Origin of the sequence: Streptomyces sp. Rer75 (assembly GCF_013414305.1) — a bacterium.
Classification (GTDB): domain Bacteria; phylum Actinomycetota; class Actinomycetes; order Streptomycetales; family Streptomycetaceae; genus Streptomyces; species Streptomyces himastatinicus.
Genome location: NZ_CP058693.1, coordinates 8,262,739 through 8,282,451, shown reverse-complemented (window position 1 = coordinate 8,282,451; position 19,713 = coordinate 8,262,739). Strand labels below are relative to the sequence as shown.

General features: G+C 69.3%; 23 protein-coding genes and 2 pseudogenes. 12 read left to right on the top strand and 13 right to left on the bottom strand.

Annotation, left to right across the window (positions count from 1 at the left end; all coding sequences use genetic code 11):
• Positions 1-398 precede the first annotated feature (398 nt).
• On the bottom strand, positions 399-860 hold the full coding sequence (locus HYQ63_RS35775; RefSeq protein ID WP_179937863.1) for a CBS domain-containing protein: 462 nt from the start codon (positions 858-860) through the stop codon (positions 399-401).
• 10 nt (positions 861-870) lie between these two features.
• Positions 871-2,181, bottom strand: coding sequence for a Na+/H+ antiporter NhaA (gene nhaA, locus HYQ63_RS35770; protein ID WP_179937862.1), 1,311 nt, complete (start codon positions 2,179-2,181; stop codon positions 871-873).
• A 502-nt stretch (positions 2,182-2,683) separates the two neighbouring features.
• Between nhaA and HYQ63_RS35765 the strand changes: the two genes are divergently transcribed.
• The 3 genes and pseudogenes from HYQ63_RS35765 (at position 2,684) to HYQ63_RS45080 (ending at position 3,841) form a co-directional block, all read left to right on the top strand.
• Positions 2,684-3,211 carry a DUF1648 domain-containing protein gene (locus tag HYQ63_RS35765; RefSeq protein ID WP_179937861.1) on the top strand — a complete coding sequence of 176 codons (528 nt, stop codon included), beginning with the start codon at positions 2,684-2,686 and terminating at the stop codon, positions 3,209-3,211.
• 130 nt (positions 3,212-3,341) lie between these two features.
• A pseudogene (locus HYQ63_RS45085) lies at positions 3,342-3,594 on the top strand (transposase family protein); the annotation flags it as partial.
• A 118-nt stretch (positions 3,595-3,712) separates the two neighbouring features.
• Complete coding sequence (locus HYQ63_RS45080; protein ID WP_257232350.1) at positions 3,713-3,841, top strand: hypothetical protein; 129 nt, start codon at positions 3,713-3,715, stop codon at positions 3,839-3,841.
• A 372-nt stretch (positions 3,842-4,213) separates the two neighbouring features.
• Here the strand turns inward: HYQ63_RS45080 and HYQ63_RS45075 are convergent, their stop codons facing one another.
• Complete coding sequence (locus HYQ63_RS45075; RefSeq protein ID WP_257232349.1) at positions 4,214-4,873, bottom strand: hypothetical protein; 660 nt, start codon at positions 4,871-4,873, stop codon at positions 4,214-4,216.
• 778 nt (positions 4,874-5,651) lie between these two features.
• On the opposite strand from HYQ63_RS45075, the gene HYQ63_RS35750 reads away from it, so the two are divergent.
• Positions 5,652-7,022 carry a TrkH family potassium uptake protein gene (locus HYQ63_RS35750; protein ID WP_179937859.1) on the top strand — a complete coding sequence of 457 codons (1,371 nt, stop codon included), beginning with the start codon at positions 5,652-5,654 and terminating at the stop codon, positions 7,020-7,022.
• Complete coding sequence (locus HYQ63_RS35745) at positions 7,015-7,737, top strand: TrkA family potassium uptake protein (RefSeq protein ID WP_218929599.1); 723 nt, start codon at positions 7,015-7,017, stop codon at positions 7,735-7,737. Before HYQ63_RS35750 ends, HYQ63_RS35745 begins: the two co-directional genes overlap by 8 nt.
• 20 nt (positions 7,738-7,757) lie before the next feature.
• On the opposite strand, the gene HYQ63_RS35740 is transcribed toward HYQ63_RS35745, so the two are convergent.
• Entirely contained in the window at positions 7,758-8,408 is a 651-nt protein-coding gene (locus HYQ63_RS35740) for a potassium channel family protein (RefSeq protein WP_257232348.1), read from the bottom strand.
• A 175-nt stretch (positions 8,409-8,583) separates the two neighbouring features.
• Between HYQ63_RS35740 and HYQ63_RS35735 the strand changes: the two genes are divergently transcribed.
• Complete coding sequence (locus HYQ63_RS35735) at positions 8,584-9,114, top strand: hypothetical protein (protein WP_179937857.1); 531 nt, start codon at positions 8,584-8,586, stop codon at positions 9,112-9,114.
• A gap of 33 nt (positions 9,115-9,147) precedes the next feature.
• Here HYQ63_RS35735 and HYQ63_RS35730 read toward each other — a convergent pair whose 3' ends face one another.
• Positions 9,148-9,324, bottom strand: coding sequence for a hypothetical protein (locus HYQ63_RS35730; protein ID WP_257232347.1), 177 nt, complete (start codon positions 9,322-9,324; stop codon positions 9,148-9,150).
• 113 nt (positions 9,325-9,437) lie between these two features.
• On the opposite strand from HYQ63_RS35730, the gene HYQ63_RS35725 reads away from it, so the two are divergent.
• Positions 9,438-9,629: a hypothetical protein gene (locus HYQ63_RS35725; RefSeq protein ID WP_257232346.1), complete on the top strand. Its 192-nt coding sequence runs from the start codon at positions 9,438-9,440 to the stop codon at positions 9,627-9,629.
• Positions 9,630-9,724: 95 nt separating this feature from the next.
• On the opposite strand, the gene HYQ63_RS35720 is transcribed toward HYQ63_RS35725, so the two are convergent.
• Positions 9,725-11,131, bottom strand: a complete 1,407-nt coding sequence (locus tag HYQ63_RS35720; protein WP_179937856.1) for an NAD(P)-binding domain-containing protein — start codon at positions 11,129-11,131, stop codon at positions 9,725-9,727.
• A 108-nt stretch (positions 11,132-11,239) separates the two neighbouring features.
• On the opposite strand from HYQ63_RS35720, the gene HYQ63_RS35715 reads away from it, so the two are divergent.
• From HYQ63_RS35715 to HYQ63_RS35700, 4 genes are all read left to right on the top strand, one after another.
• Positions 11,240-12,298 (top strand): NAD(P)/FAD-dependent oxidoreductase, encoded by a 1,059-nt coding sequence (locus tag HYQ63_RS35715; RefSeq protein WP_179937855.1) that lies wholly within the window; start codon positions 11,240-11,242, stop codon positions 12,296-12,298.
• Between the two features lie 52 nt (positions 12,299-12,350).
• Complete coding sequence (locus HYQ63_RS35710; RefSeq protein WP_179937854.1) at positions 12,351-12,725, top strand: metalloregulator ArsR/SmtB family transcription factor; 375 nt, start codon at positions 12,351-12,353, stop codon at positions 12,723-12,725.
• Positions 12,726-12,750: 25 nt separating this feature from the next.
• Entirely contained in the window at positions 12,751-13,260 is a 510-nt protein-coding gene (locus HYQ63_RS35705; protein WP_179937853.1) for a GNAT family N-acetyltransferase, read from the top strand.
• A 73-nt stretch (positions 13,261-13,333) separates the two neighbouring features.
• A complete protein-coding gene (locus tag HYQ63_RS35700; protein WP_218929598.1) occupies positions 13,334-14,158 on the top strand; it encodes a TIGR02391 family protein in 825 nt (274 codons plus the stop codon).
• A gap of 126 nt (positions 14,159-14,284) precedes the next feature.
• Here HYQ63_RS35700 and HYQ63_RS35695 read toward each other — a convergent pair.
• From HYQ63_RS35695 to HYQ63_RS35670, 7 genes and pseudogenes are all read right to left on the bottom strand, one after another.
• A pseudogene (locus tag HYQ63_RS35695) lies at positions 14,285-15,249 on the bottom strand (arsenic resistance protein).
• A 95-nt stretch (positions 15,250-15,344) separates the two neighbouring features.
• Positions 15,345-15,650 carry a hypothetical protein gene (locus tag HYQ63_RS35690; protein WP_257232345.1) on the bottom strand — a complete coding sequence of 102 codons (306 nt, stop codon included), beginning with the start codon at positions 15,648-15,650 and terminating at the stop codon, positions 15,345-15,347.
• On the bottom strand, positions 15,647-15,829 hold the full coding sequence (locus tag HYQ63_RS45070; protein WP_257232344.1) for a hypothetical protein: 183 nt from the start codon (positions 15,827-15,829) through the stop codon (positions 15,647-15,649). The genes HYQ63_RS35690 and HYQ63_RS45070 overlap by 4 nt, the downstream gene beginning before the upstream one ends.
• Positions 15,830-15,908: 79 nt before the next feature.
• Positions 15,909-16,436 carry a MerR family transcriptional regulator gene (locus HYQ63_RS35685; RefSeq protein ID WP_257232343.1) on the bottom strand — a complete coding sequence of 176 codons (528 nt, stop codon included), beginning with the start codon at positions 16,434-16,436 and terminating at the stop codon, positions 15,909-15,911.
• A 34-nt stretch (positions 16,437-16,470) separates the two neighbouring features.
• Positions 16,471-17,529 carry an ArsO family NAD(P)H-dependent flavin-containing monooxygenase gene (locus tag HYQ63_RS35680; RefSeq protein WP_179937852.1) on the bottom strand — a complete coding sequence of 353 codons (1,059 nt, stop codon included), beginning with the start codon at positions 17,527-17,529 and terminating at the stop codon, positions 16,471-16,473.
• On the bottom strand, positions 17,526-18,617 hold the full coding sequence (gene arsB, locus HYQ63_RS35675; RefSeq protein WP_179937851.1) for an ACR3 family arsenite efflux transporter: 1,092 nt from the start codon (positions 18,615-18,617) through the stop codon (positions 17,526-17,528). Before arsB ends, HYQ63_RS35680 begins: the two co-directional genes overlap by 4 nt.
• Positions 18,614-18,928 (bottom strand): helix-turn-helix transcriptional regulator, encoded by a 315-nt coding sequence (locus tag HYQ63_RS35670; protein WP_179937850.1) that lies wholly within the window; start codon positions 18,926-18,928, stop codon positions 18,614-18,616. Before HYQ63_RS35670 ends, arsB begins: the two co-directional genes overlap by 4 nt.
• Positions 18,929-19,035: 107 nt before the next feature.
• Here HYQ63_RS35670 and HYQ63_RS35665 point away from each other — a divergent pair, with 107 nt between their 5' ends.
• The gene (locus tag HYQ63_RS35665; protein ID WP_179937849.1) at positions 19,036-19,671 is read left to right on the top strand and encodes a low molecular weight phosphatase family protein; all 636 of its coding nucleotides are present in this window, start codon (positions 19,036-19,038) and stop codon (positions 19,669-19,671) included.
• The last annotated feature ends 42 nt before the right edge of the window (positions 19,672-19,713 follow it).

Here is a 19,713-nt window from a genome sequence, read left to right as displayed (position 1 = left end):
GAATCGTCTCCGGCGGGCTTGCGCAGCACACGGGTGCGGGTCCGTGCCAACCGGGTGACGAGTTCTGCAAGCGGGTCGCCACGAAGATCAAGAAAGGCCAAGGCGGAGCTGGAGGAGATCCGGCTGGCTGAGCCTCTCCGTACCTGACCGGGCCATGGAAAGACGGCCCCCGCCGCGGACGAGGCGAACGCCTGCTCAAGGGGTGGCCTCCGGTCCGGACCGACCATGGTGTGCGCGCCGGCGACGGCGCAGCCAATCGCCGGCTTCCCCCACGGCGACCAGTAGTGCAGCGGAGGCAGCTCGACCGGGCGAGGCTCGCAGACTGGTCCAAAGCATCGCCCAGCAGCCACAGCGCGAGAGTGACCGCAGGTCACCAGAGGACGACCGACTGGCGGCTTTCATGCTGCCACCTGGATGAAGTGCTGCATGAGACGGGCGGCGGTGACCGTGCCGAGTAGCGTCACGTCTCCTTGATCGCGTTCGATGACGGCGATCACGGGGCTGTGGGTGCGGGCCATCAGGGCCGCAACCTCCATGGGGCGTGCGTCGGGCCCGACGACGGGCGGCGGGTACAGGCGGCGCGGCGCCCACTCGGCCACCGTGAGCCCCGCGAGCCGTTCGGCGAGCTCGCCATCGTGCTGCTCGCCGACGACCCCGGCGAGCGCCGGGTCTTCGGCGATGTATGAGGGGATGAGCTGGCCGATGAGCTGGGAGCCGGGCGCGATGGCGTGCGGCTGGCCGTCGGTGTCGAGGACCAGCAGGGCCGGCAGCGACTGCTCGGCCAGCATCCGGGCTCCGTTGATCGCATCGTCGTCCGTGGTCACGAAGGGGAAGGGCTCGGCAAGCTCTCGTGCGCGCATGACGTCCTCCTCAGCTATCGCCCGCGGCGCTGCCGCGGTTGGTCTGCTGGTAGATGTCGGGAATGCCGTCGGCGTCCTCGTCCCGCGTTTCGGCCTCCCACAGGCGGCGGTAGATCCCGTTGCGGCGCTTGACCAGCAGGGCGGCCACGGCCGCGGCGATCAGCGAGCCGAGCAGGACGGCGGCCTTGATGTACTCGGCATCGGCCGGGTCGGGGAAGGCGAGCTCGCCGATCAGCAGGGCGACGGTGAAGCCGATCCCGGCCAGTACCGCCAGGGCGAACACGTCCGCCCAGGCCAGGTCCGGGTTGAGGCGGGCCCCGGTGAACCTCGCTGCCACGTAGGTGCCGGCGAAGATCCCCACCGACTTGCCGACGACCAGACCGATCACCACCCCCAGCGGCTCCGGGCGGGTGAACACCTCGCCCAGCGCCGCGCCCGAAATGCTCACCCCCGCGGCGAACAGGGCGAACAGGGGAACGGCCACACCGGCCGAGACCGGCCGCAGCAGATGCTCGGTCCGTTCCCCGGGCGACACCTTCTCGCCCTCGTCGCGGGTGGTGCGCAGGATCAGGCCCATCGCCACGCCGGCCACCGTGGCGTGTACGCCGCCGTTGTACGTCAGCGCCCAGATGGCCACACCCAGCGGCACGTACCACCACAAGCCGCGCACCCGGTAGCGCTGGAGCAGGTAGAAGACGACGAGCCCGGCCACTGCCCCGGCGAGCGCGACCGGGTTGAGGTCTGCGGTGAAGAAGACAGCGATGACCAGGATCGCGCCGAGGTCGTCGACGACGGCCAGGGTCAGCAGGAAGGCCCTCAGTGCGGAGGGCAGGTGGGTGGAGAGCACCGCGAGGACGGCGAGCGCGAAGGCGATGTCGGTGGCCATGGGCACCGCCCAGCCCTGCGCGCTTCCCCCGCCGAGCCCGGTGGTGGCCAGGTAGACGGCGGCGGGGACGACCATGCCACAGACGGCAGCGACCACCGGCAGGGCCGCGGTGGCGGGAGTGCGTAGCTCGCCGACCACCAGCTCGCGTTTCAACTCGATCCCGGCGACCAGGAAGAAGATCGTCAGCAGCCCGTCCGCGGTCCAGTGCTCCACCGACAGGTCCAGGCCCAGTGCGGGGATACCGAAGTGGACGTCACGTATCTGCTCGTACGCTCCGCTCCACGGGGTGTTCGCCCACACCAGCGCCACCACGGCCGCCGCCAGCAGCACCAGCCCGCCGACCGTCTCGGTCCGCAGGGCCCGGGCCACCTGAACGCGTTCCGGCCAGGGCAACAGAGCGAGGAAGACGGAACGCTCACGCGGGGCAGCAGACATCCGGGAAAACCTCCGGGGCATCGGCACATGGGCCCACGGGCCCCTTCTACGCCGACCAGACTTCCCGGCACACCCCGCGCGTCTTGGCGCGTTCTTTACACCCTATCCGCCGCAGCCCTGGACGGCCCAGTCCGCAGCGATGAGAACTCTCTGTCACGGTCCTCACGGTCAGTGTTCGCAGAAGTGGGTACTTCTGAGAGATCACGGATTCCCGTCGGACCATGTCCGGCGGGAGTCCGTGATCCGCGGCAGGTGCTTCCGGCGGCGCCTCGCAGTCAGCGATACCGCGACGCATGTCCAGCGCATCCAGTCCGGACGGTCACCGGAACGAGGCAGAACGCCCACCGGCCTCGACGCCGTCGCACGAGGGGTTGTCACTGATGTAGGCCGCCGGCCGGAAGAGTGTCGCCGGGTCGCTGAAAGCGAGCGTGGCAGCCGTACCCAAGATCAGCTCGCTACTGAGCCCTTTTCGGCCTCGAGCTCCCATCAGATGATTGGTCCCATGGTGTTCTCCTCCCCTGTCCGGCTGTGGTTGCTTCCCAATGCCGTCCTGCCCGTCGTGCTGGCGACTTGGGGCGCGGTCCGCTACCCGCACTTACCGGGGCGGATACCGAAACACATTGGGGGCGACGGAGTGGACGCCTGGACGGACAAGTCGATCGGCAGCGCGTTCGTGCTGGTCTTCCTGTATGCGGGAGTGACGGTGCTGATGGCTGGCTGCGCGGAACTGACACTGCGAGTGACACCGCGCGATGAGCTGTCCAACGCCAACGCCGCACCGTCCGCTGCCGCGCAGGTGACCTCGTGTCTGCTCAACAGGCCCGGCAGCCGGGTCTCGGCACGTCGGATCGCACGCGCCCTGCTGCTGTTCAACACCTGCATCGGCATCTCCTTCCTCGCGGGCTGCGGAATACTCTGGCGTTCGACGCCGGACCCGAACGTGCCCACGTGGCTTTTCGCGGCGATGGTTCTACCGCTCCTTGCCGGCATTGCGGTGACGATCGCTGCGGCCGTCAGCGACCGGAAGTGATGGACCGTCTACTGAGCCGTTCCAAGTGGTTGAGTGGGCGGGTAGTTGGGGTGCAGGTGGCGTCGGGGCGGTAAGAGGCTTCTGATAGACCGGTGCGGCCCAGGGGCGCTTGCCCATCAGAAGCTTCCGCGTGCTTGTCCAGCCAGTCGGCGCCGATCTGTCCGCCACGGCTCTATGCTTCCTCGCCAGCAAACTGGCGGAACACCGCCGCGAGCAGGGCGCGCGAGGGCGCCGACTCACCGCCGGACGGCAGGCGCTTCTGGTTCTGGCGTACCTGCGGTGCGGTCACCCCTACGCCCAGCTCACCGCCGGGATTCGACGTGAGCACCACCACCGCCTGCCGCTACATCACTGAGGCCGTCGACCTGCTGGCCTCTCCCGCACAGCACAAGCTGGCCGTGGACTTCGCCCGGCACAGGCTTCGCTCTGCTCAGCGCGGTCTACGACTCCCGCTCTCCGGTCCGGCTGCGCGAGCTGCCCGCGGTGCAGGTCCTGCGGTGTGTGCTGCTGCAGAACTACACCCGCACCATCACACGAGGCGGCCGGGAGGTGGTCAAGCGGCGGGAGAAGACCGACGAAGGAGGCGACAGCCGCCCGCCCGGCCACCTACGGCTGTCCTCGCCGGTATGACACCGACGCCCGCTGGTCCACCAAACGCGCATGTTCTGCAACGGGTACCAGCTCCACATCAGCCAAACCTGCACCCTGCCCCCGAAGCGCACGCACACGTCCGGCCTGATCAGGGACATCGCCACGGTCAGCTCCACAATGCCGGACAGCAAGGCTCTCCCCGGAGACTGCCTGTCGGCGCAGCCTCCCCAGCGGCCGCTACGCCAAGCCGACCTGCTTCCCGTCCGGTTGCGGCGCACACCTGGAACACGTACAGCTTCACCACCCTCTGGGCCGGCATGGCCCACAACGCAGGGACCGGGGCCCTCGCCTCCGGCCTCATCAGCCCCAGCATGTTGAGGCGCCCTGCGTTTCCGGACAGGTGCCTGACCGCTATGACAAGAGGGTGGCCAGGAAGCACGAGATGATGACGGAGGAAATCGCGGCAACTTGATAGCGCGCGGGGAACTCGTACTTCTCTCGCTTGACCCCTTCGTTGATCTCAGCGGCGTACTTGTGCATGATTTTCCTGGCCGGGAAGAGGCCGATCGTGGCTCCGGTCCATGCGAAGGAGTACAGAACCAGCATGTGCTGCGCCGACCAGTGCTGATATTGGAGTCGACCGACCAGGATCATGCCGACGCAGCATGCTACGGACATGAGAGGCCATACCGCTTTGCCCTTTCGGCCTGGTATCCACTTAGCCATGGCGAAGGAGAACAGGGATGTCGCCGCGGCGGCCATGAGTAACAGGTACACAAGGGGAAGCGAAGTGAGCATGAGATACTCCTGTCGGCATCCACAAGGGCTGGCGTTCACGTTGTGCCGCCAGCCCTTGAGGTGAATCAAAACGGGGTTGCGCTTAGCTGAGTAATCCAGTGATCGGCGATACGAGATAGTGACCGAACTGCGTGAAATCCATCTACATCTGCACTCACTCGTGCCCTCGCCATCAGCGCCACCACCGAAACCAATGGCGACAACCAAAATCCTGATGCCGAGCCCAACGGCCCCCCACGCGAGTGCAGCTGCTACGACCAGCAACGCCACCACGACCAGCCACCGCGGACCGATGACACGAATCCAGACCGCCCCTCCCTCGGGGCGCAATCCGATGGATACCGACGGCGCGGGCTGGCGCGAAGGCCCTTGATTGACACTACCCACACCAGTACGCCAACGATGACCGCCAGCGCGGACGCCACTCCCAGGTGCCACATCGGCATCCGCACCTCCTGGGCGGTCTCGGAGTCGGAATTCGCCAATGCCAGTACGGTGAACAGGTATCCCAGAAAGACGGCAAGCGTTGTCGAGCCGGTGTAGATCGAACGCAATGACATCGCCACTCGAACGGCAGCCCGAGTGGAACCGGCCCTCATGAAGAGCAGTGTCAGCTCAGCCATCGCCAGTGTCTCCCACGGAGCCGCAACCCGATCGACCTGCCCGCTCCCGGCGAAGTGCACCCCCATTGCATCGGGTAGATGTTGCCACCAGACGGCGAACGCCCCCGCCACGGCCACGGCGGCTAATAGGCACTGTGAGCCGGCCAGCCAGCGCAGGTAACCAGGGCCCTGTACAGGGGCAGTCTGCTTTGCCCTACCCATCCCAACTCCTTCGACGCCGCACAGGACGTCACAGAACATCAGGGGAAGCTGTATCAGACCACGCCCGCCGTGCGAACGGCAGTGATTGACCTCGACGCGGGCGCGCAGCCGTTCGACGACCGACTGGGTTTCGGTGAGCGGGTACAGGCACCGGCTCCCGGGCCTCATCCCCCGGGCGACCTGGGTCGCGTACGCTTTCCGCGGTCTGCAGAGAGGGAGGGCCGCAGGTGAATCGATATCTGACGCCGGTGCGTCGCGCCCTTTTCGGCCATCCGGCACGGAGCGTGGTCTTCGCCTTCGCCCTGGTGATCCTGGGCGGTACGGCGCTGTTGTCGCTGCCGGCAGCCACCGAGGGGCGAAGCTCGGCCGGCTCGGTCACCTCGCTGTTCACCTCGACGTCCGCGGTCTGTGTGACGGGCCTGGCGGTGGTGGACACCGGCACGTACTGGAGCGGCTTCGGCGAGGGAGTCATCCTGGGCCTGATCCAGGTGGGCGGCTTCGGCATCATGACGATGGCCTCGCTGCTGGCCCTTCTGGTGTCCGGCAAGCTGAGGCTGCGTATGCAGCTCACCGCTCAGGCGGAGACCAAGAGCATGGGCATCGGGGATGTGCGCCGGGTCCTGCTCGGTGTGGCCGGAACCACGTTGATCGTCGAACTGTCGGTCGGCGCGATCCTCGCCCTGCGCTTCCGCTTCGGCTACGGCATGTCCCATGGGGACGCCGCCTACATGGGCCTCTTCCACGCCGTCTCCGCCTTCAACAACGCCGGTTTCGGGCTGCACGCCGACAGCCTGACGCGCTACGCCCAGGACCCGTGGGTGACTCTGCCCATAGCGACTGCCGTCATCCTGGGCGGGCTCGGCTTTCCCGTACTGCTGGAAGTGCTGCGCCACCGCAGACGGCAGCGGCTCACGGGGCGGCGCGTATGGTCGCTGCATACGAAGTTGACGCTCGGCACCACTGCGGTCCTGCTGGTCATCGGCACTGTGCTCATCTGCCTGTTCGAATGGGAGAACCAGGGGACACTGGGGGCATTCAGCACCCCACGCAAGGTGCTGAACGGGTTCTTCACCTCCACCATGACCCGCACCGCGGGATTCAACAGCATCGACACCGGCGCCCTGCACCCATCAACACTGCTCCTGGCGTGCATGCTGATGTTCATCGGCGGCGGCAGCGCGGGGACGGCGGGCGGCATCAAGGTCACCACCTTCGCCGTACTGGGCGCCGCGATCCTGGCAGAGGTACGGGGCGAGCCCACGTCGGCTGTCATGGGACGCAGGCTCGCTCCGCACGTACTGCGCCAGGCACTGACCGTCGTACTGCTGGGCATCGGCCTGGTGATGGCCGCTACGCTCGCCCTGCTGACCGTGACGAAAGCACCCTTCGAGGCGGTCCTCTTCGAAGTCGTCTCGGCGTTCGGCACCGTGGGCCTGTCCACCGGAATCACCGCGGATCTGCCCGCCTCAGGCCAACTGGTACTGACCCTGCTGATGTTCATCGGGCGACTCGGCCCGGTCACCCTGGTCTCGGCGCTGGCCCTGCGCGAGCGGACCCGCCGCTACCAGCTACCCGAGGAGCGACCTGTCATTGGCTGACTTCCTGAACTCCCTGCGCAACCTGCGCCGCCGCAAGCGGGCGGCAGAACAGCCCACACCGCGCGGCGATCAGCGCGTGGCGGTCATCGGGCTCGGCCGGTTCGGCAGCTCCCTCGCCACCGAGCTGATGCGGCGTGGCTGGGACGTCCTGGGCATCGACGAGAACGCTCGGCTCGTTCAGAAGTACAGCGACTCACTCACCCACGCTGTGGTGGCGGACTGCACCGACCCGGAGGCACTAGCCCAGCTCGGCGTCGACGAGTTCGGCAGCGCTGTCGTCGCCATCGGGACGGATGTCGAAGCGAGCATCCTCGTCACCTCCAACCTGCTGGAGGCCGGCGTGCCCAACATCTGGGCGAAGGCCATCAGCCGCCAGCACGGCCGGATTCTGGAACGGCTCGGCGCACACCACGTCGTGCTGCCGGAGCACGAGATGGGTGAGCGCGTCGCACACCTGGTGACCGGACGGATGCTGGACTTCATCGAGTTCGACGACGACTACGCCCTGGTGAAGACGATCGCCCCGAGTGTCGTACGGGGCCTGCCGCTCGGTGAGAGCAGACTGCGCAGCACCTACGGCGTGACGGTCGTGGGCATCAAGCCCATGGGAGAGGACTTCACCTACGCGACAGCCGACACGGTCGTCGAGAAGGGCGACGTCATCATCGTCACCGGAAAGACCGCCGCCGTGGAGGCATTCGCCGAGCTGAGCTGAGGCAAGCCGCCGGGCGGGAGTCACGCTGGGCCAGGGCTGTTGTGGTTCCTGGCGTAGGCTCGAAAGATCTCATGCATGCTGCCACCCGTATGCAGGAAGCGCTGGTCGAGGACGGCGGCCAGATCTTCGAGTGCGACGGTCAGGACGGCTGCGGAGGTCTGGACGTCGGCGTGCCCAGCGGCACGGATGGACTGGCCCAGTTCAACGGCGTAGCCGATGGTGTGGGCCAGGGAGGTGTCGCCGAGCCCGTCGTGGAAGTAGTACGACTCGGCGTACTGGAGGAAGTCCACGTGCACGCGTGCGATGTCGGCGGCCAGCCCGTCGATGAGGGCGACAGCCATGGCGGTGTCCACAGATTCCTCGGTGAGGCGGGCGCGGCGCAGATGTGACAGGCGCAGCGCGAGTGCCCGCCGACGTGTGAGTGCCGGGTAGATGCCGAGGATCCACGAGACGGTGGCGGTCAGCAGAGCGAAGCCGACGAGGGCTTCCAGCGGAGCGACGATGCGCAGCCATCCGACGGTCGGGGCGATGTCGCCCAGGCCGAGAGTGGCCAAGGTGACCAGTGAGATGTACAGAGCGTCCACCGGTGTCGAGTGCTCCATCGGATCCAGGCCGGTGGCGAAGGAGAAGCCGTACGGCATGTGCGGCCAGTAGACCAGCGCCCATCCCACGGCAACTCCGCAGGCCCACATGGCCACCACCGCCACCATGCCGAGCGGCCCCGCCAGACCTGCGGCCCGCCCGGTCGGACGCCTCCGCGCTCTTCGACGACCGAGATCAGCTACCGCCGAGGAGTTCGGCCAGGCCAGGGAAGCCGACTCCGGCGCCGACAACCGGTGGACAGCCTTGCCCGAACTCGATCTCCAGCATCATCATGCCGCCGCGATGGTCATGTTCGTCTGCGACAGTGCTGGGATGACCGCCATCTATAAGAGTGCCGCTGCTCACCGCGATGTCGAGAGGTGGTGCACCAATCGGCTCGCACGGTGGCCGGTGGCCCACCGGACCATGGCACTGGCCACATGCATCGGTCGAACTCATATCGTCGCTGCGGGAGAGGGCGACGGCCCACAGCAGGCCACACCCTGTGTGGTCGTGGTGCCCGGCACCAACTTCAACGCTGCCACGAGCATTCCGCTGGCCACCGCGCTGGCGGCACACTGGCCCACCTACGTCGTGGATGTACCCGGCCAGCCGGGACTCAGCGCCGGCGACCGTCCCGGGCAGCATCGTCTGACCCAGTATGGGCGCTGGCTTCAGGAAGTATTGGACGAGGTCAGCCCGGGGCCGACCAGCGGGCGCTCCGGCGCCCAGGTCGCGGATCGAGCGGACCACCTCGCCATAGCCGTCTCGCACGGTCAGCCTCCCGGCTCCTGACCGTCCAGCTCACTCAACGGGCAGCCCGGCTGCTCAGCGGCGCGCGATGGCGGCGGTGACGCTCTTCGTGGGCAGGGTGCCGTTCAGTGCGGACTCGGTGAACCGGTCGCCGGCCGGGTCGGTGTTGAGCATCGCCTCGCACCGCCAGCGCCGCAGGCCCCCCTCGGCGTCCTCCGGCGCGGCCGCCAGGAGCTCGCGGTAGAACTCCACCCGCCTCTCGCCGTCCAGGGCGGCCGCGATGCCTTCGGCGTTACGCGTGCGGAAGGCGACGCCAACCGAACCCGGACCTCACCAACACCCTGACCAAGCTCCACACCGCCGTCGTGCACGCGGAGAAGAACGTCCGGGACGCGCTCGACAAGAGCGTCGAAAAGCTGGAGTCGGCCAGCCAGGCCGCCCACGACAAGACGACCAAGGAGGTCGTCGACGAGCTCGGCCGGATGCGCGCGAACTTCCGCGACGTCTACAACAAGCTGAACTCCAACGGAGAATCGCTCAACACTGCCCTGGACTAGCCCCGTGCCTCAGGCGCCGACGGGCCCGGCGGCGCGGGGCCACGACCGGCCCCCAGCCCAGGTCGCGGCGACGTCTACGCGAGTACCCGGGCCGGTCACGATCCGCAGCAGCCCCCGCCCGGCGCGTCCTCAGCGGCAGCCGCAGCCGGTGCCACTGTGGTGAGCTGGACGGGCTGGGGTTCGGGGGTGGCGCAGCAGCCTCCGTCGGACGCCTGGTCGGCTTCGGGTGCATCGAAGAGTCCGGCGCCGCCGCACACGCCGGTCTCCGGCAGAGTGAGTTCGACGCGGTCGGCCGCTTCCACGTCACCGGCGAGGGCCGCGGCAACCGAGCGGACCTGCTCGTAGCCGGTCATCGCCAGGAAGGTGGGGGCGCGGCCGTAGGACTTCATGCCCACCAGGTACAAGCCGCTTTCGGGGTGGGCCAGTTCGCGGTGGCCATGCGGGTAGACGGTGCCGCAGGAATGGACGTTGGGGTCGATCAGCGGGGCCAGCTCGACCGGTGCCTGGAGGCGCTCATCGAGGTTCAGGCGCACCTCGGACAGGAAGGACAACTGAGGGCGGAAGCCGGTCAGCACGATCACCTCATCCACCGCATCCAGCCGCCGCCCGTCCTCGCCCACCAGCACCAGGCGCCCGTCGCCGTCGCGCTCGATCGCCTCGGTGCGAAAGCCGGTGACCGCGTCGGCGTGCCCGTCGTCCACGGCGGTTTTCGCCGCCAGGCCCAGGGCCCCGCGGGCGGGCAGCTGGTCGACCGCCCCGCCCCCGAAGGTGGCCCCGGAGATGCCCCGGCGCAGGACCCACACCGCCTTCGTCCCCGCCCCGCCGTCGGACGTGGCCAGATCGGCCAGGTAGGCCAGGGCGGTGAAGGCGGAGGCACCCGAGCCGATCACCGCAGTCCGCTTGCCCGTGTACCGGGCCCGCACGGCGCGGTTCTTGAGGTCGGGGACGCGGTAGGTGATGTGGTCGGCCGCGGCCTTCTCGCCGAGCGCGGGCAGGCCGTTGCCGCCCGCCGGGCTGGGGGCGCTCCAGGTGCCGGAGGCGTCGATCACCGCACCGGCGAAGACGCGCTCCTCACGGCCATCGGCACGCGTGTAGTGGACGGAGAAGGGCTGGGCGTCGCGGTCGGCGTCGACGATGCGGCCACGCCCGGCGCGCGAGACGCCGGTGACAGTGGCGCCGAAGCGGACGGTGTCGCCGAGGACGTCGGCGAGCGGCTTCAGGTACTGCTCGGCCCAGTCACCACCGGAGGGGTAGGCGGTCTCCTCGGGCCTTGTCCAGCCGGTGGGGGCGAGCAGCTTCTCGGCGGCCGGGTCGGTCACCTCACCCCAGGGCGAGAACAGGCGCACGTGCGCCCATTCACGCACCGCAGCCCCTGCGGCCTGCCCGGCCTCCAAAACCAGCGGGGTGATGCCGCGGTCGATCAGGTGGGCGGCGGCGGCCAACCCGGTCGGACCGGCTCCGATCACGACAACGGGCGGTTCGGTGGTGGCGGGCGCGTTCACGATGACTCCTCGCGTGTTTCGACGTCTGTCGATGGGTTGCGCGACCAGCATGACTCTTGATTCGATGAACGTCAACATAGACGTTTATCGAATCAAGGGGGTTTGTTGATGGAGTACGTCGACGTCGCGGTGATCGGCGGCGGGCAGTCCGGGCTGGCCGCCGCGCGCGCTCTGCGGCAGCACGGCATCAGGCCGGTGGTGCTGGAGGCATCCGAGCAGGCGGCCGGGTCGTGGCCGCGGTACTACGACAGTCTCACCCTGTTCTCCCCAGCCCGGTACAGCTCGCTTCCCGGCCTGCCCTTCGGCGACGACCCGGGGCGGTATCCGCACCGGGACGAGGTGGTCGACTACCTCCTTCGCTACGCGGACCGGCTGGACGCGGAGATCCGCACCGGTCACCGCGTGCACGAAGTCCGCCGCGACGGGGACGGGTTCCGGGTGACGCTGACGGACGGATCGCAGCTGGGCACGCGCGCCGTGGTCGCGGCCACCGGGGGCTTCGGCCGCCCGAACCAGCCCGCCCTGGAAGGCCTGGAGTCGTTCACGGGCACGGTCCTGCACGTCGCGCAGTACCGCGATCCGAAGCCCTTCGCCGGTCAACGGGTTGTGGTGGTGGGCGCCGGGAACTCCGCCGTGCAGGTCGCGGCCGAACTCGCCGGCCACGCCCGGGTCAGCCTCGCCAGCCGTGCTCCGGTCAGGTGGTTCAAGCAGCGCCCCCTGGGGAGTAAGGATCTGCACTTCTGGCTCCAGGTCACCGGCCTGGACATTGCACCGCTGGGACGCTTCCAGCGCGCTCCGGCCACCATGGCGGTCATCGACGACGGCCGCTACCGGGCGGCTCTGGCCGCCGGTACGCCGGACCGGCGCCCGATGTTCGCCGCCGTCGAGGGCTCCAAGGTCATCTGGCCGGACGGCCCGGCCGAGGAGGTCGACGCGATCGTGCTGGCCACGGGCTACCGGCCCGACCTCGGATATCTCGGCCCCCTGGGGGCCCTGGACGCGCCCGGGCGCCCGCGCCATCGCGACGGGATCGCACACGCCCATCCGGGCCTCGCCTACGTCGGCCTGGAATGGCAGCGCAGCCTGTCCTCCGCTTCCCTGCGAGGGGTCGGCCGCGACGCCGGGCGCATCGCCCGGCACCTGGCCGCCCATCTGGCCCGGCCGTAGCCCGTGGCCATTGGCCCTGGGCCCTTGCTTCGATGTATGTCAACATAGGCGCATGTCGAACGCGCAGGCGATGCCGCAGCTCGGTACGGAAGACGGCCGGGCGGCGGCACCGTGCTGCCCGCCGCTGACCGAGCGCCCCTTCACCGCTGAGGAAGCCGAGACGGCCGCGCCGATGTTCAAGGCGCTCGGCGACCCGATCCGGCTGCGGCTGTTCTCCGCGGTCGCCTCGCACGAAGGCGGCGAGGCGTGCGTGTGCGACATCTCCGATGTCGGCGTCTCCCAGCCCACGGTCTCCCACCACCTGAAGAAGCTCAAAGAGGCAGGGCTGCTGACCTCACAGCGGCGCGGCACCTGGGTGTACTACCGCGTCGAGCCGTCCGTGCTCGCGGCCATGGGCAAGCTGATCGCACTGCCTGCCGCTGCCTGACGCAAACGGAATCAGCGGGGAAGCGATGACCAACGGGGCCTCGAGCACGCTGATCGTGCCGCTGGCGGCGGAGCACGCCGAGCAGGTGCTGGCGATCTACCAGGCGGGCATCGACGAGGGCAACGCCACCTTCGAGACCGCCGCCCCGAGCTGGGAGGCGTTCGACGCCGCGAAGATGCCCGAGCACCGATTCGCCGCCCTGGACGGAAACGGGACGGTGCTCGGCTGGATCGCCGCGAGCCGGGTCTCCGACCGGTGCGCATACGTCGGCGTGGTCGAGCACTCCGTCTACGTTCACCCGGCAGCCCGCGGCCGGGGCCTTGCGTCGGCGCTGCTCAAGGCGCTCATCGCCTCGACCGAGGCGGCAGGGATCTGGACCATCCAGTCCGGGATCTTCCCGGAGAACACAGCCAGCCTTGCCGTGCACAGTCGGACCGGATTCCGGGTCATCGGCACCCGGGAGCGCATCGGCCGCCACCACGGCACCTGGCGCGACGTGCTCCTCATCGAACGGCGCAGCCCGGCTATCGTCTGACCCCATCGCCGCATCCCATGCCGACGGGAACGGCGTATGCGGGCAGGGTGAGCGCGCCGGGGTGCTGTTGACCATGACCGGCAACCATTGTCTGCGAGGGGCGGCGCCGGTAAAGGGGCAGCGTGGTGTCGGTGACGACGTGGATGATGCTCGAATGAGCATCGACATCGACTGGGCTCGCGACCAGTTCGCGCGCTTCCTGGAACTGACGGAGCTGTACCGGCCATCCGATCCTCCCGGGACCAGCACCTTGCGCAGCAGCCGTGCGAATCGCGGGACGCAGGACGAGATCGTCGCCAGCGCACAGGTCGTGGAGCAGATCCTCGGCCGCGTGCTGCCGCACTGGCGAACGGAAGTCCCCGATGACCGGAACAAGCGCGTCAACCGCTGGTGCCAGCACCGTGAGGCGGTCCAGCGGGCCGATGTCGTCCTGCAGCGAGATGCGGAGATCAGGGAACACCTCGGCGATGACGCACCTCACATCAGTGCCGCCACGATGCATCCGTGGGTGTGGGACGGGGCGCGGTCGTTGTGGCAGAGCGGCCACTTCCGTGAGGCGGTCACCGCGGCGGCCAGGAAGGTCAACGCCGAGACGCAGAACAGAGTCGGGCGGCGCGAGGTGAGCGAGACCGCTCTCTTCCAGAGCGTGTTCTCCAAGGAGCCGCCCAAGCCCGGCCAGCCTCGGCTACGGCTCATGGCCGAGGACAACAGCGACACCTTCAAAAGCGTGCACCGCGGCGCCATGGCTTTCGCCGAGGGCTGTTACGCCGGTATCCGCAATCCCAACAGCCATGAGGACGGCTTGCCTGAGCTTCCTGAGCACGAGGCGCTGGAACAGCTGGCCGCCTTCAGTGTCCTGGCCCGCTGGGTGGCCGGTGCGACGCTCAGCACAGCCTGACCGGCAGCAGCGGCCAGCGCAGCAGTCCGGTGATCTGCCGGGCTGGGTGTGGGACGGAAGGGCTGGCGCGGCGGGCGGCGGCGACGGATCGCGGCACCTGTTCCGAGGGTGAGATCTGCACCATTCTCAGTCGGCCGTGACCGGCGCCCGGTCCGGGCCCGGGAGGATGCCGGGGATGAGGCGTACGTAGACGACCATGCCGATGACCTCGACGAGGGTCTGGGTGACCACGACCACTGCGGCAACGGCCAGTTCGCCGGGCAGGGCGAGGGCGAGCGGGAGGACGACCAGGGAGTTGCGGGTCGCTCCGGTGAAGACGACAGCCCGGGACGCGGGGGCGGCGAGCCGGAAGCAGCGTGCCACCAGGCGGCCGGCGAAGGCCATCACGATCAGGAAGACGGCGTAGACGGGGATGACGGCCACCACGTCGCTGAGCCTGCCGTCCAGCTTGGGGACCTGGGAGGCAACGACCGTGAGCAGCGTGGCGGCCATCAGCGGCACCATCGTGGCGGTCGCGGCGCCGGAGATCTTCTGGCCGGCCGGACGGCGTGCGGCCCACACCTGGAGGGCCCAGGCCAGGGCGAGCGGGATGACGATCAGGAAGAGGAAGGCTTCCAGGAACGGACCCGCCTCGACGATGTCGCCGAGGTCCGGGCCCATGAACAGGTAGAGGAAGCCGGGCAGGAACAGCATCTGTGCCAGGAGCAGGAGCGGGGTAACGGCCAGCAGGCGCAGGCTGTCGCCGCCGGCCAGGCCGCTGAAGACGATCACGTAGTCCACGCAGGGGCACAGCAGCACCAGCAGGACGCCGATCCGAACCGCCTGGTCGGTGGGCAGGAAGGCGAACAGGGCCGCGACGACGAGTGGGACGCGATGAAGTTCACGACCATCGCGGCAGACAGGAACCGGCCGTCGCGCAGGGATCGGAGCAGATCTGCGGCCGGGACCTGGAGGAAGGTGGCGAACAGCAGCGCGCCGAGGACGGGGTTGATGGCCTGCTCCAGGCCGGGTCCTGCGGCGGGTGCTGCCCAGCCGAGGAGGCCGCCCACGGCCATGGCGCCGAGGTAGATCGCGACCTGGTGGTCTTCCATCCGCTCGACCAGACCGTGCGGTTCCTGCGACACCGTCTTCGACTCCTCATTGCTGATGGTGCTGTTCTGCGTGGCCGTGCCCTGGTGGGCGGGGTTCATTGTGGCAAGCGGCCAGAGCCGGGGCCGGGCGGGATTCGGGTGGGCATGCCCACCTCGACGCGGCCGGGACCGGCCTGGCCGGCGCACGCCCGCCGCCTGCGCCGGTGCACCCACACGGCTGCCGAGGCGGCAGCGACCGCGACGAGGGCCAGGGCGGGTATCCAGATGGCACCGATCACGGACGCGGCGCCGATGCTGCCCAGTGCAGCGAGCAGCGGTCCCGCGCAGCACACCGCGCAGGCGGCCACCGGGAGCAGCCCGGCGCCGAGGACGGTCTTGGCGGAGGAGGACCGCGTGGTCACGAGGCGGCTCCGAAAAGGTCGGCCAGCAGGGGCCCGGCGACCTCGGGGGCACGCACGGTCAGCGCCAACGAGGCGGGGGTCAGGTGCAGGGTGAAGTCGAAGAAGGCACAGCAGTCCTGCTCGGCCGCCGCCAGCGAAGCGAGCTCGGCGGCCAGCTCAGGTGTATTGGGGAAGGTCAACCGGACCCCGTCCGGGACCTCCTGGCGACCGGCGGCCCGGCTGACCAGGGTCCGCCATTGCGCGGTCCGCTCACCCAGCTCATCGCCGCCCAGGGTGCAGACCGGTGCCTCCCGCCACGATTCCCCGCCCTGGGCAGGTGCCGGAGCCGGGGCGGACGGACGGGCAGGCGACAGCTCCACCATGACGGGGCCCGGTGCCTGGCTCTGGCTGGTGCAGCCGCAGTGGGGACCGCAGGAACCCGCCGGGGCCGGACCCGGCCAGCTGCTCGTTCACCCCGGCCAGGTGGGCGGAGAACGCCGCCAGCTCCGCCGCGCGCCGGTCCGCGTCCGCGATCCGGCCGGCGACCATCGGCAGCATCCGGGCCCACACCGCAGCGCACACCCCCTCGTCGCGCACATCGAGCAGTTCCCGGATGTCCTCCAGGGCGAGCCCCAGCATCTTGGCGGAGGAGATGAAGGCCAGGCGCTCCACCGCCTCCTCGTCATAGAGCCGGTAGCCGGACGCGGTGCGCCCGGCCGGCAGCAGCCCGGCCGTCTCGTAGAACCGCAGCGTGGACGGCCGAACGCCACAGCGTTCGGCCAGCTGGGATATCCGCAAAGTGCCCATGCCTCGAACGTAAACCTTCAAGTCGACTGGAAGGTCAAGCCCGCAGCACGCCCGCGATCTCACGGGCCGCCTCCCGTGCCGGGCGGCCCACCCCGATCAGGGTGGCCGAGGCGGGGCCGGTCCAGTCGCCGTAGCCGAGCAGGTGCAGACGGGGCTCGCCCACCGCACGGGTGCCGGCGGTCGGGATGTGGCCGTGTGGGCCCCGCAGGCCGAGCGGTGCGAGCGTGGAGAGGGCGGGGCGGAAGCCGGTGCACCAGATGATGGCATCGGCCCGCGTCCGGGTGCCGTCGGGCCACTCCACACCGTCTTCGGTGAGGTGGGTGAACATCGGCTGGGCTGTGAGGAGCCCGGCGTCACGGGCTTCACGGACCGGGGGGACGGCGACGATGTCGCCCAGTGAGGCGACCCCGCCGGTGTCGGCGTCTCCGGTGTCGAGTGCGCGGCGGCGGGCGGTGGCGGCGTCGAACAGGGCCCGGCCGTCGATGTCGTCGGCCAAGAAGCGGGGCGGGCGCCGGGTCACCCACGTCAGATCCGTGGTGGGCGCCAGGTCGGCAGCGATCTGGGCACCGGAATTCCCGCCACCCACCACGACCACCCTCTGTCCCGCGAACTCGCCAGGGTTTCGGTACTGCACGGTGTGCAGCTGACGGCCGCCGAAGACGCCCCGGTCGGGGATCGAGGGCAGGAAGGGGCGCCACCAGGTGCCTGTCGCGCTGATCACCGCTTGGGCGCTCCAGCGGCCGGAGTCGGTCTCCACTCGCAGGCGCCGCCCGTCGCGGTGGATGCCTTCAACACGTACGGGCCGCTGGACGGGCAGTTCGTAGCGCTTTTCGTAGTCGGTGAGGTAGTCCACGGCATGCTGGGCGTCCGGGTAGGTCTCCCCAGGTTGTGCCGACATGAGGCGGCCGGGGAGTGAGGAGTAGGCGGCCGGGGAGAACAGGCGCAGGGAGTCCCAGGTCTCCTGCCATGCGCCGCCCGGGGTGGCCTGGGCATCGAGGATGACGAAGCCCACGCCCTGGCGGCGCAGGTGGTAGCCGGCGGCGAGTCCTGCCTGGCCGCCGCCGACTACCACCACATCGGCATGCTGCGTCATCGCGTGGCGAACTTCTTGCGCCAGGCCAGGGAGACGTAGACCAGCGCCACCAGTACCGGCACCTCGATGAGCGGGCCGACGACGCCGGACAGGGCCTGGCCGGAGGTGACGCCGAAGGTGGCGATGGCGACGGCGATGGCGAGCTCGAAGTTGTTGCCCGCGGCGGTGAAGGCGAGGGTGGCGGTGCGGTCGTAGGCCAGGCCGATGGCCTTGCCCATGGCGAAGGTGCCAAACCACATCAGCGCGAAGTACACCAGCAGCGGCAGCGCGATCCGGGCGACGTCGCCGGGCTGGGAGGTGATCGTCTTCCCTTGCAGGGCGAAGAGGATGACGATCGTGAACAGCAGCCCGTACAGGGCCCACGGGCCGATCTTCGGCAGGAAGCCGTTCTCGTACCGCTCGCGGCCGAGCTTGTTCTCGCCGATGCGGCGGGTGAGGAACCCTGCGAGGAGCGGGATGCCGAGGAAGATGACGACGTTGAGAGCGATCTTCCAGGCGGAGATGTCCAGGTGCTGGCCATCACCCAGGTTCAGCCAGCCGGGGAGGATCTCGAGGTAGAACCAGCCCAGCAGGCCGAAGGCGAGGACCTGGAAGACCGAGTTCAGGGCCACGAGCACGGCGGCTGCTTCGCGGTCGCCGCAGGCCAGGTCGTTCCAGATGATGACCATGGCGATGCAGCGGGCGAGCCCCACGATGATCAACCCGGTGCGGTATTCGGGCAGGTCCGGCAGGAAGATCCACGCGAGGGCGAACATCACGGCCGGACCGAGGATCCAGTTGATGACCAGCGAGGAGATCATCAGCCTCTTGTCGCCGGTGACGGCGTCGAGCTTGTCGTAGCGGACCTTGGCCAGCACCGGATACATCATGATCAGCAGGCCGACGGCGATCGGCAGGGAGATACCACCGATCTCGACCTTGGACAGTGCGTCGTTCAGGCCGGGAATCGCCCGGCCAAGGCCCAGGCCGAGGCCCATGGCGACCAGGATCCATACGGCCAGGAAGCGGTCGAGGGTGGAGAGTTTGCCGACGACACCGGCGGCGGCGCCCTCCGCGGATCGGCTGGTGGTCTCTTCGGTGGTGCTCACGGGCAAGCCCTCTTGATGTCGGCGGCGGCGGTGGTCCGGGCGGTCTCGGCGAGATCGGTGAACTGCCCGGCCAGGGTGGCGATGACGTCGGCTCGCAGGCGGTAGTAGGTGAACCGTCCGCACGGCTCGGTCTCCACCACCCCGGCCTCGCGCAGCACCCGCAGATGGTTGGACAGGTTGGTCTGGCGCGCGCCGGTCTCCTCGACCAGGTGCGTGGTGCACAAGGTCTCGTGGGCGAGCAGATTCACGATCTTCATCCTGATCGGGTCGGCCAGCACCCGGATCAGATCAGTGTCGACTGACGTCAGCATGGGCTGATAATGTCACATCATTCGAAGCTGATGCCAGCCCGGCCCCTGGCCGCCACCCGGGACGGTCGGCGTCCACCCGCAGCTCCGAAAGCCCGTGGAGGGTTCACATGAGCACATCCCCATCCCCCGCCCTGCCCGACCAGCGCCTCGCGACGAGCGCGGCCCGCCTGGCCGCCCGGCACGCCGGGCACTTCTCACCGGAGACCGTGCAGCACCTGCTCACCGACTCCTACCTGCGCCTGGCCGAGACCGCGCACGTCCGCACCCATCTGGTGGTGCTCGCCGAGCGCCTGGCCGCCGAGCGGCTGGACGCACTCGCGCGCGCCCATGCCGCGCCAGGCACGGGGGTGCCCCGGGTGCTGTTCGTGTGCAGCCACAACGCGGGCCGTTCCCAGATGGCCGCGGCCCTGCTGGGGCTCCGCGCGGGCGGGCGCGTCGCCGTGTCCTCGGCGGGCACTGATCCGGCTGCCGTGGTCGAGCCGGAAGTCGCCCAGGTGCTGATCGAGGCGGGTGTCGCGCTCCAGGACGCCTATCCCAAGCCGCTGACCGATGAGGTGGTTCAGGCCGCCGACATCGTGGTCACCATGGGGTGCGGCGACGCTTGCCCGGTGGTGCCCGGCCGCCTTTACCTGGACTGGCCTGTCGCTGACCCTGAGGGTGCTCCGATCACGGTCGTCCGGACCATCCGGGACGAGATCGACGCTCACATCACCGAGCTGCTCGCCTCCCTCCCGGGCCACTGAGCTTTCCTGTCCGCATCACCTGTTGAACCGATCCGCGAAGAA

Coding starts and splice junctions, on each gene's coding strand:
- HYQ63_RS35670 (WP_179937850.1), bottom strand. CDS start 18,928: ATGCTGACGTCAGTCGACACTGATCTGATCCGGGTGCTGGCCGACCCG.
- HYQ63_RS35705 (WP_179937853.1), top strand. CDS start 12,751: ATGACCAACGGGGCCTCGAGCACGCTGATCGTGCCGCTGGCGGCGGAG.
- HYQ63_RS35715 (WP_179937855.1), top strand. CDS start 11,240: ATGGAGTACGTCGACGTCGCGGTGATCGGCGGCGGGCAGTCCGGGCTG.
- HYQ63_RS35685 (WP_257232343.1), bottom strand. CDS start 16,436: ATGGGCACTTTGCGGATATCCCAGCTGGCCGAACGCTGTGGCGTTCGG.
- HYQ63_RS35765 (WP_179937861.1), top strand. CDS start 2,684: ATGGTGTTCTCCTCCCCTGTCCGGCTGTGGTTGCTTCCCAATGCCGTC.
- HYQ63_RS35665 (WP_179937849.1), top strand. CDS start 19,036: ATGAGCACATCCCCATCCCCCGCCCTGCCCGACCAGCGCCTCGCGACG.
- HYQ63_RS35680 (WP_179937852.1), bottom strand. CDS start 17,529: ATGACGCAGCATGCCGATGTGGTGGTAGTCGGCGGCGGCCAGGCAGGA.
- HYQ63_RS35775 (WP_179937863.1), bottom strand. CDS start 860: ATGCGCGCACGAGAGCTTGCCGAGCCCTTCCCCTTCGTGACCACGGAC.
- nhaA (WP_179937862.1), bottom strand. CDS start 2,181: ATGTCTGCTGCCCCGCGTGAGCGTTCCGTCTTCCTCGCTCTGTTGCCC.
- HYQ63_RS35710 (WP_179937854.1), top strand. CDS start 12,351: ATGTCGAACGCGCAGGCGATGCCGCAGCTCGGTACGGAAGACGGCCGG.
- HYQ63_RS35700 (WP_218929598.1), top strand. CDS start 13,334: ATGACCGGCAACCATTGTCTGCGAGGGGCGGCGCCGGTAAAGGGGCAG.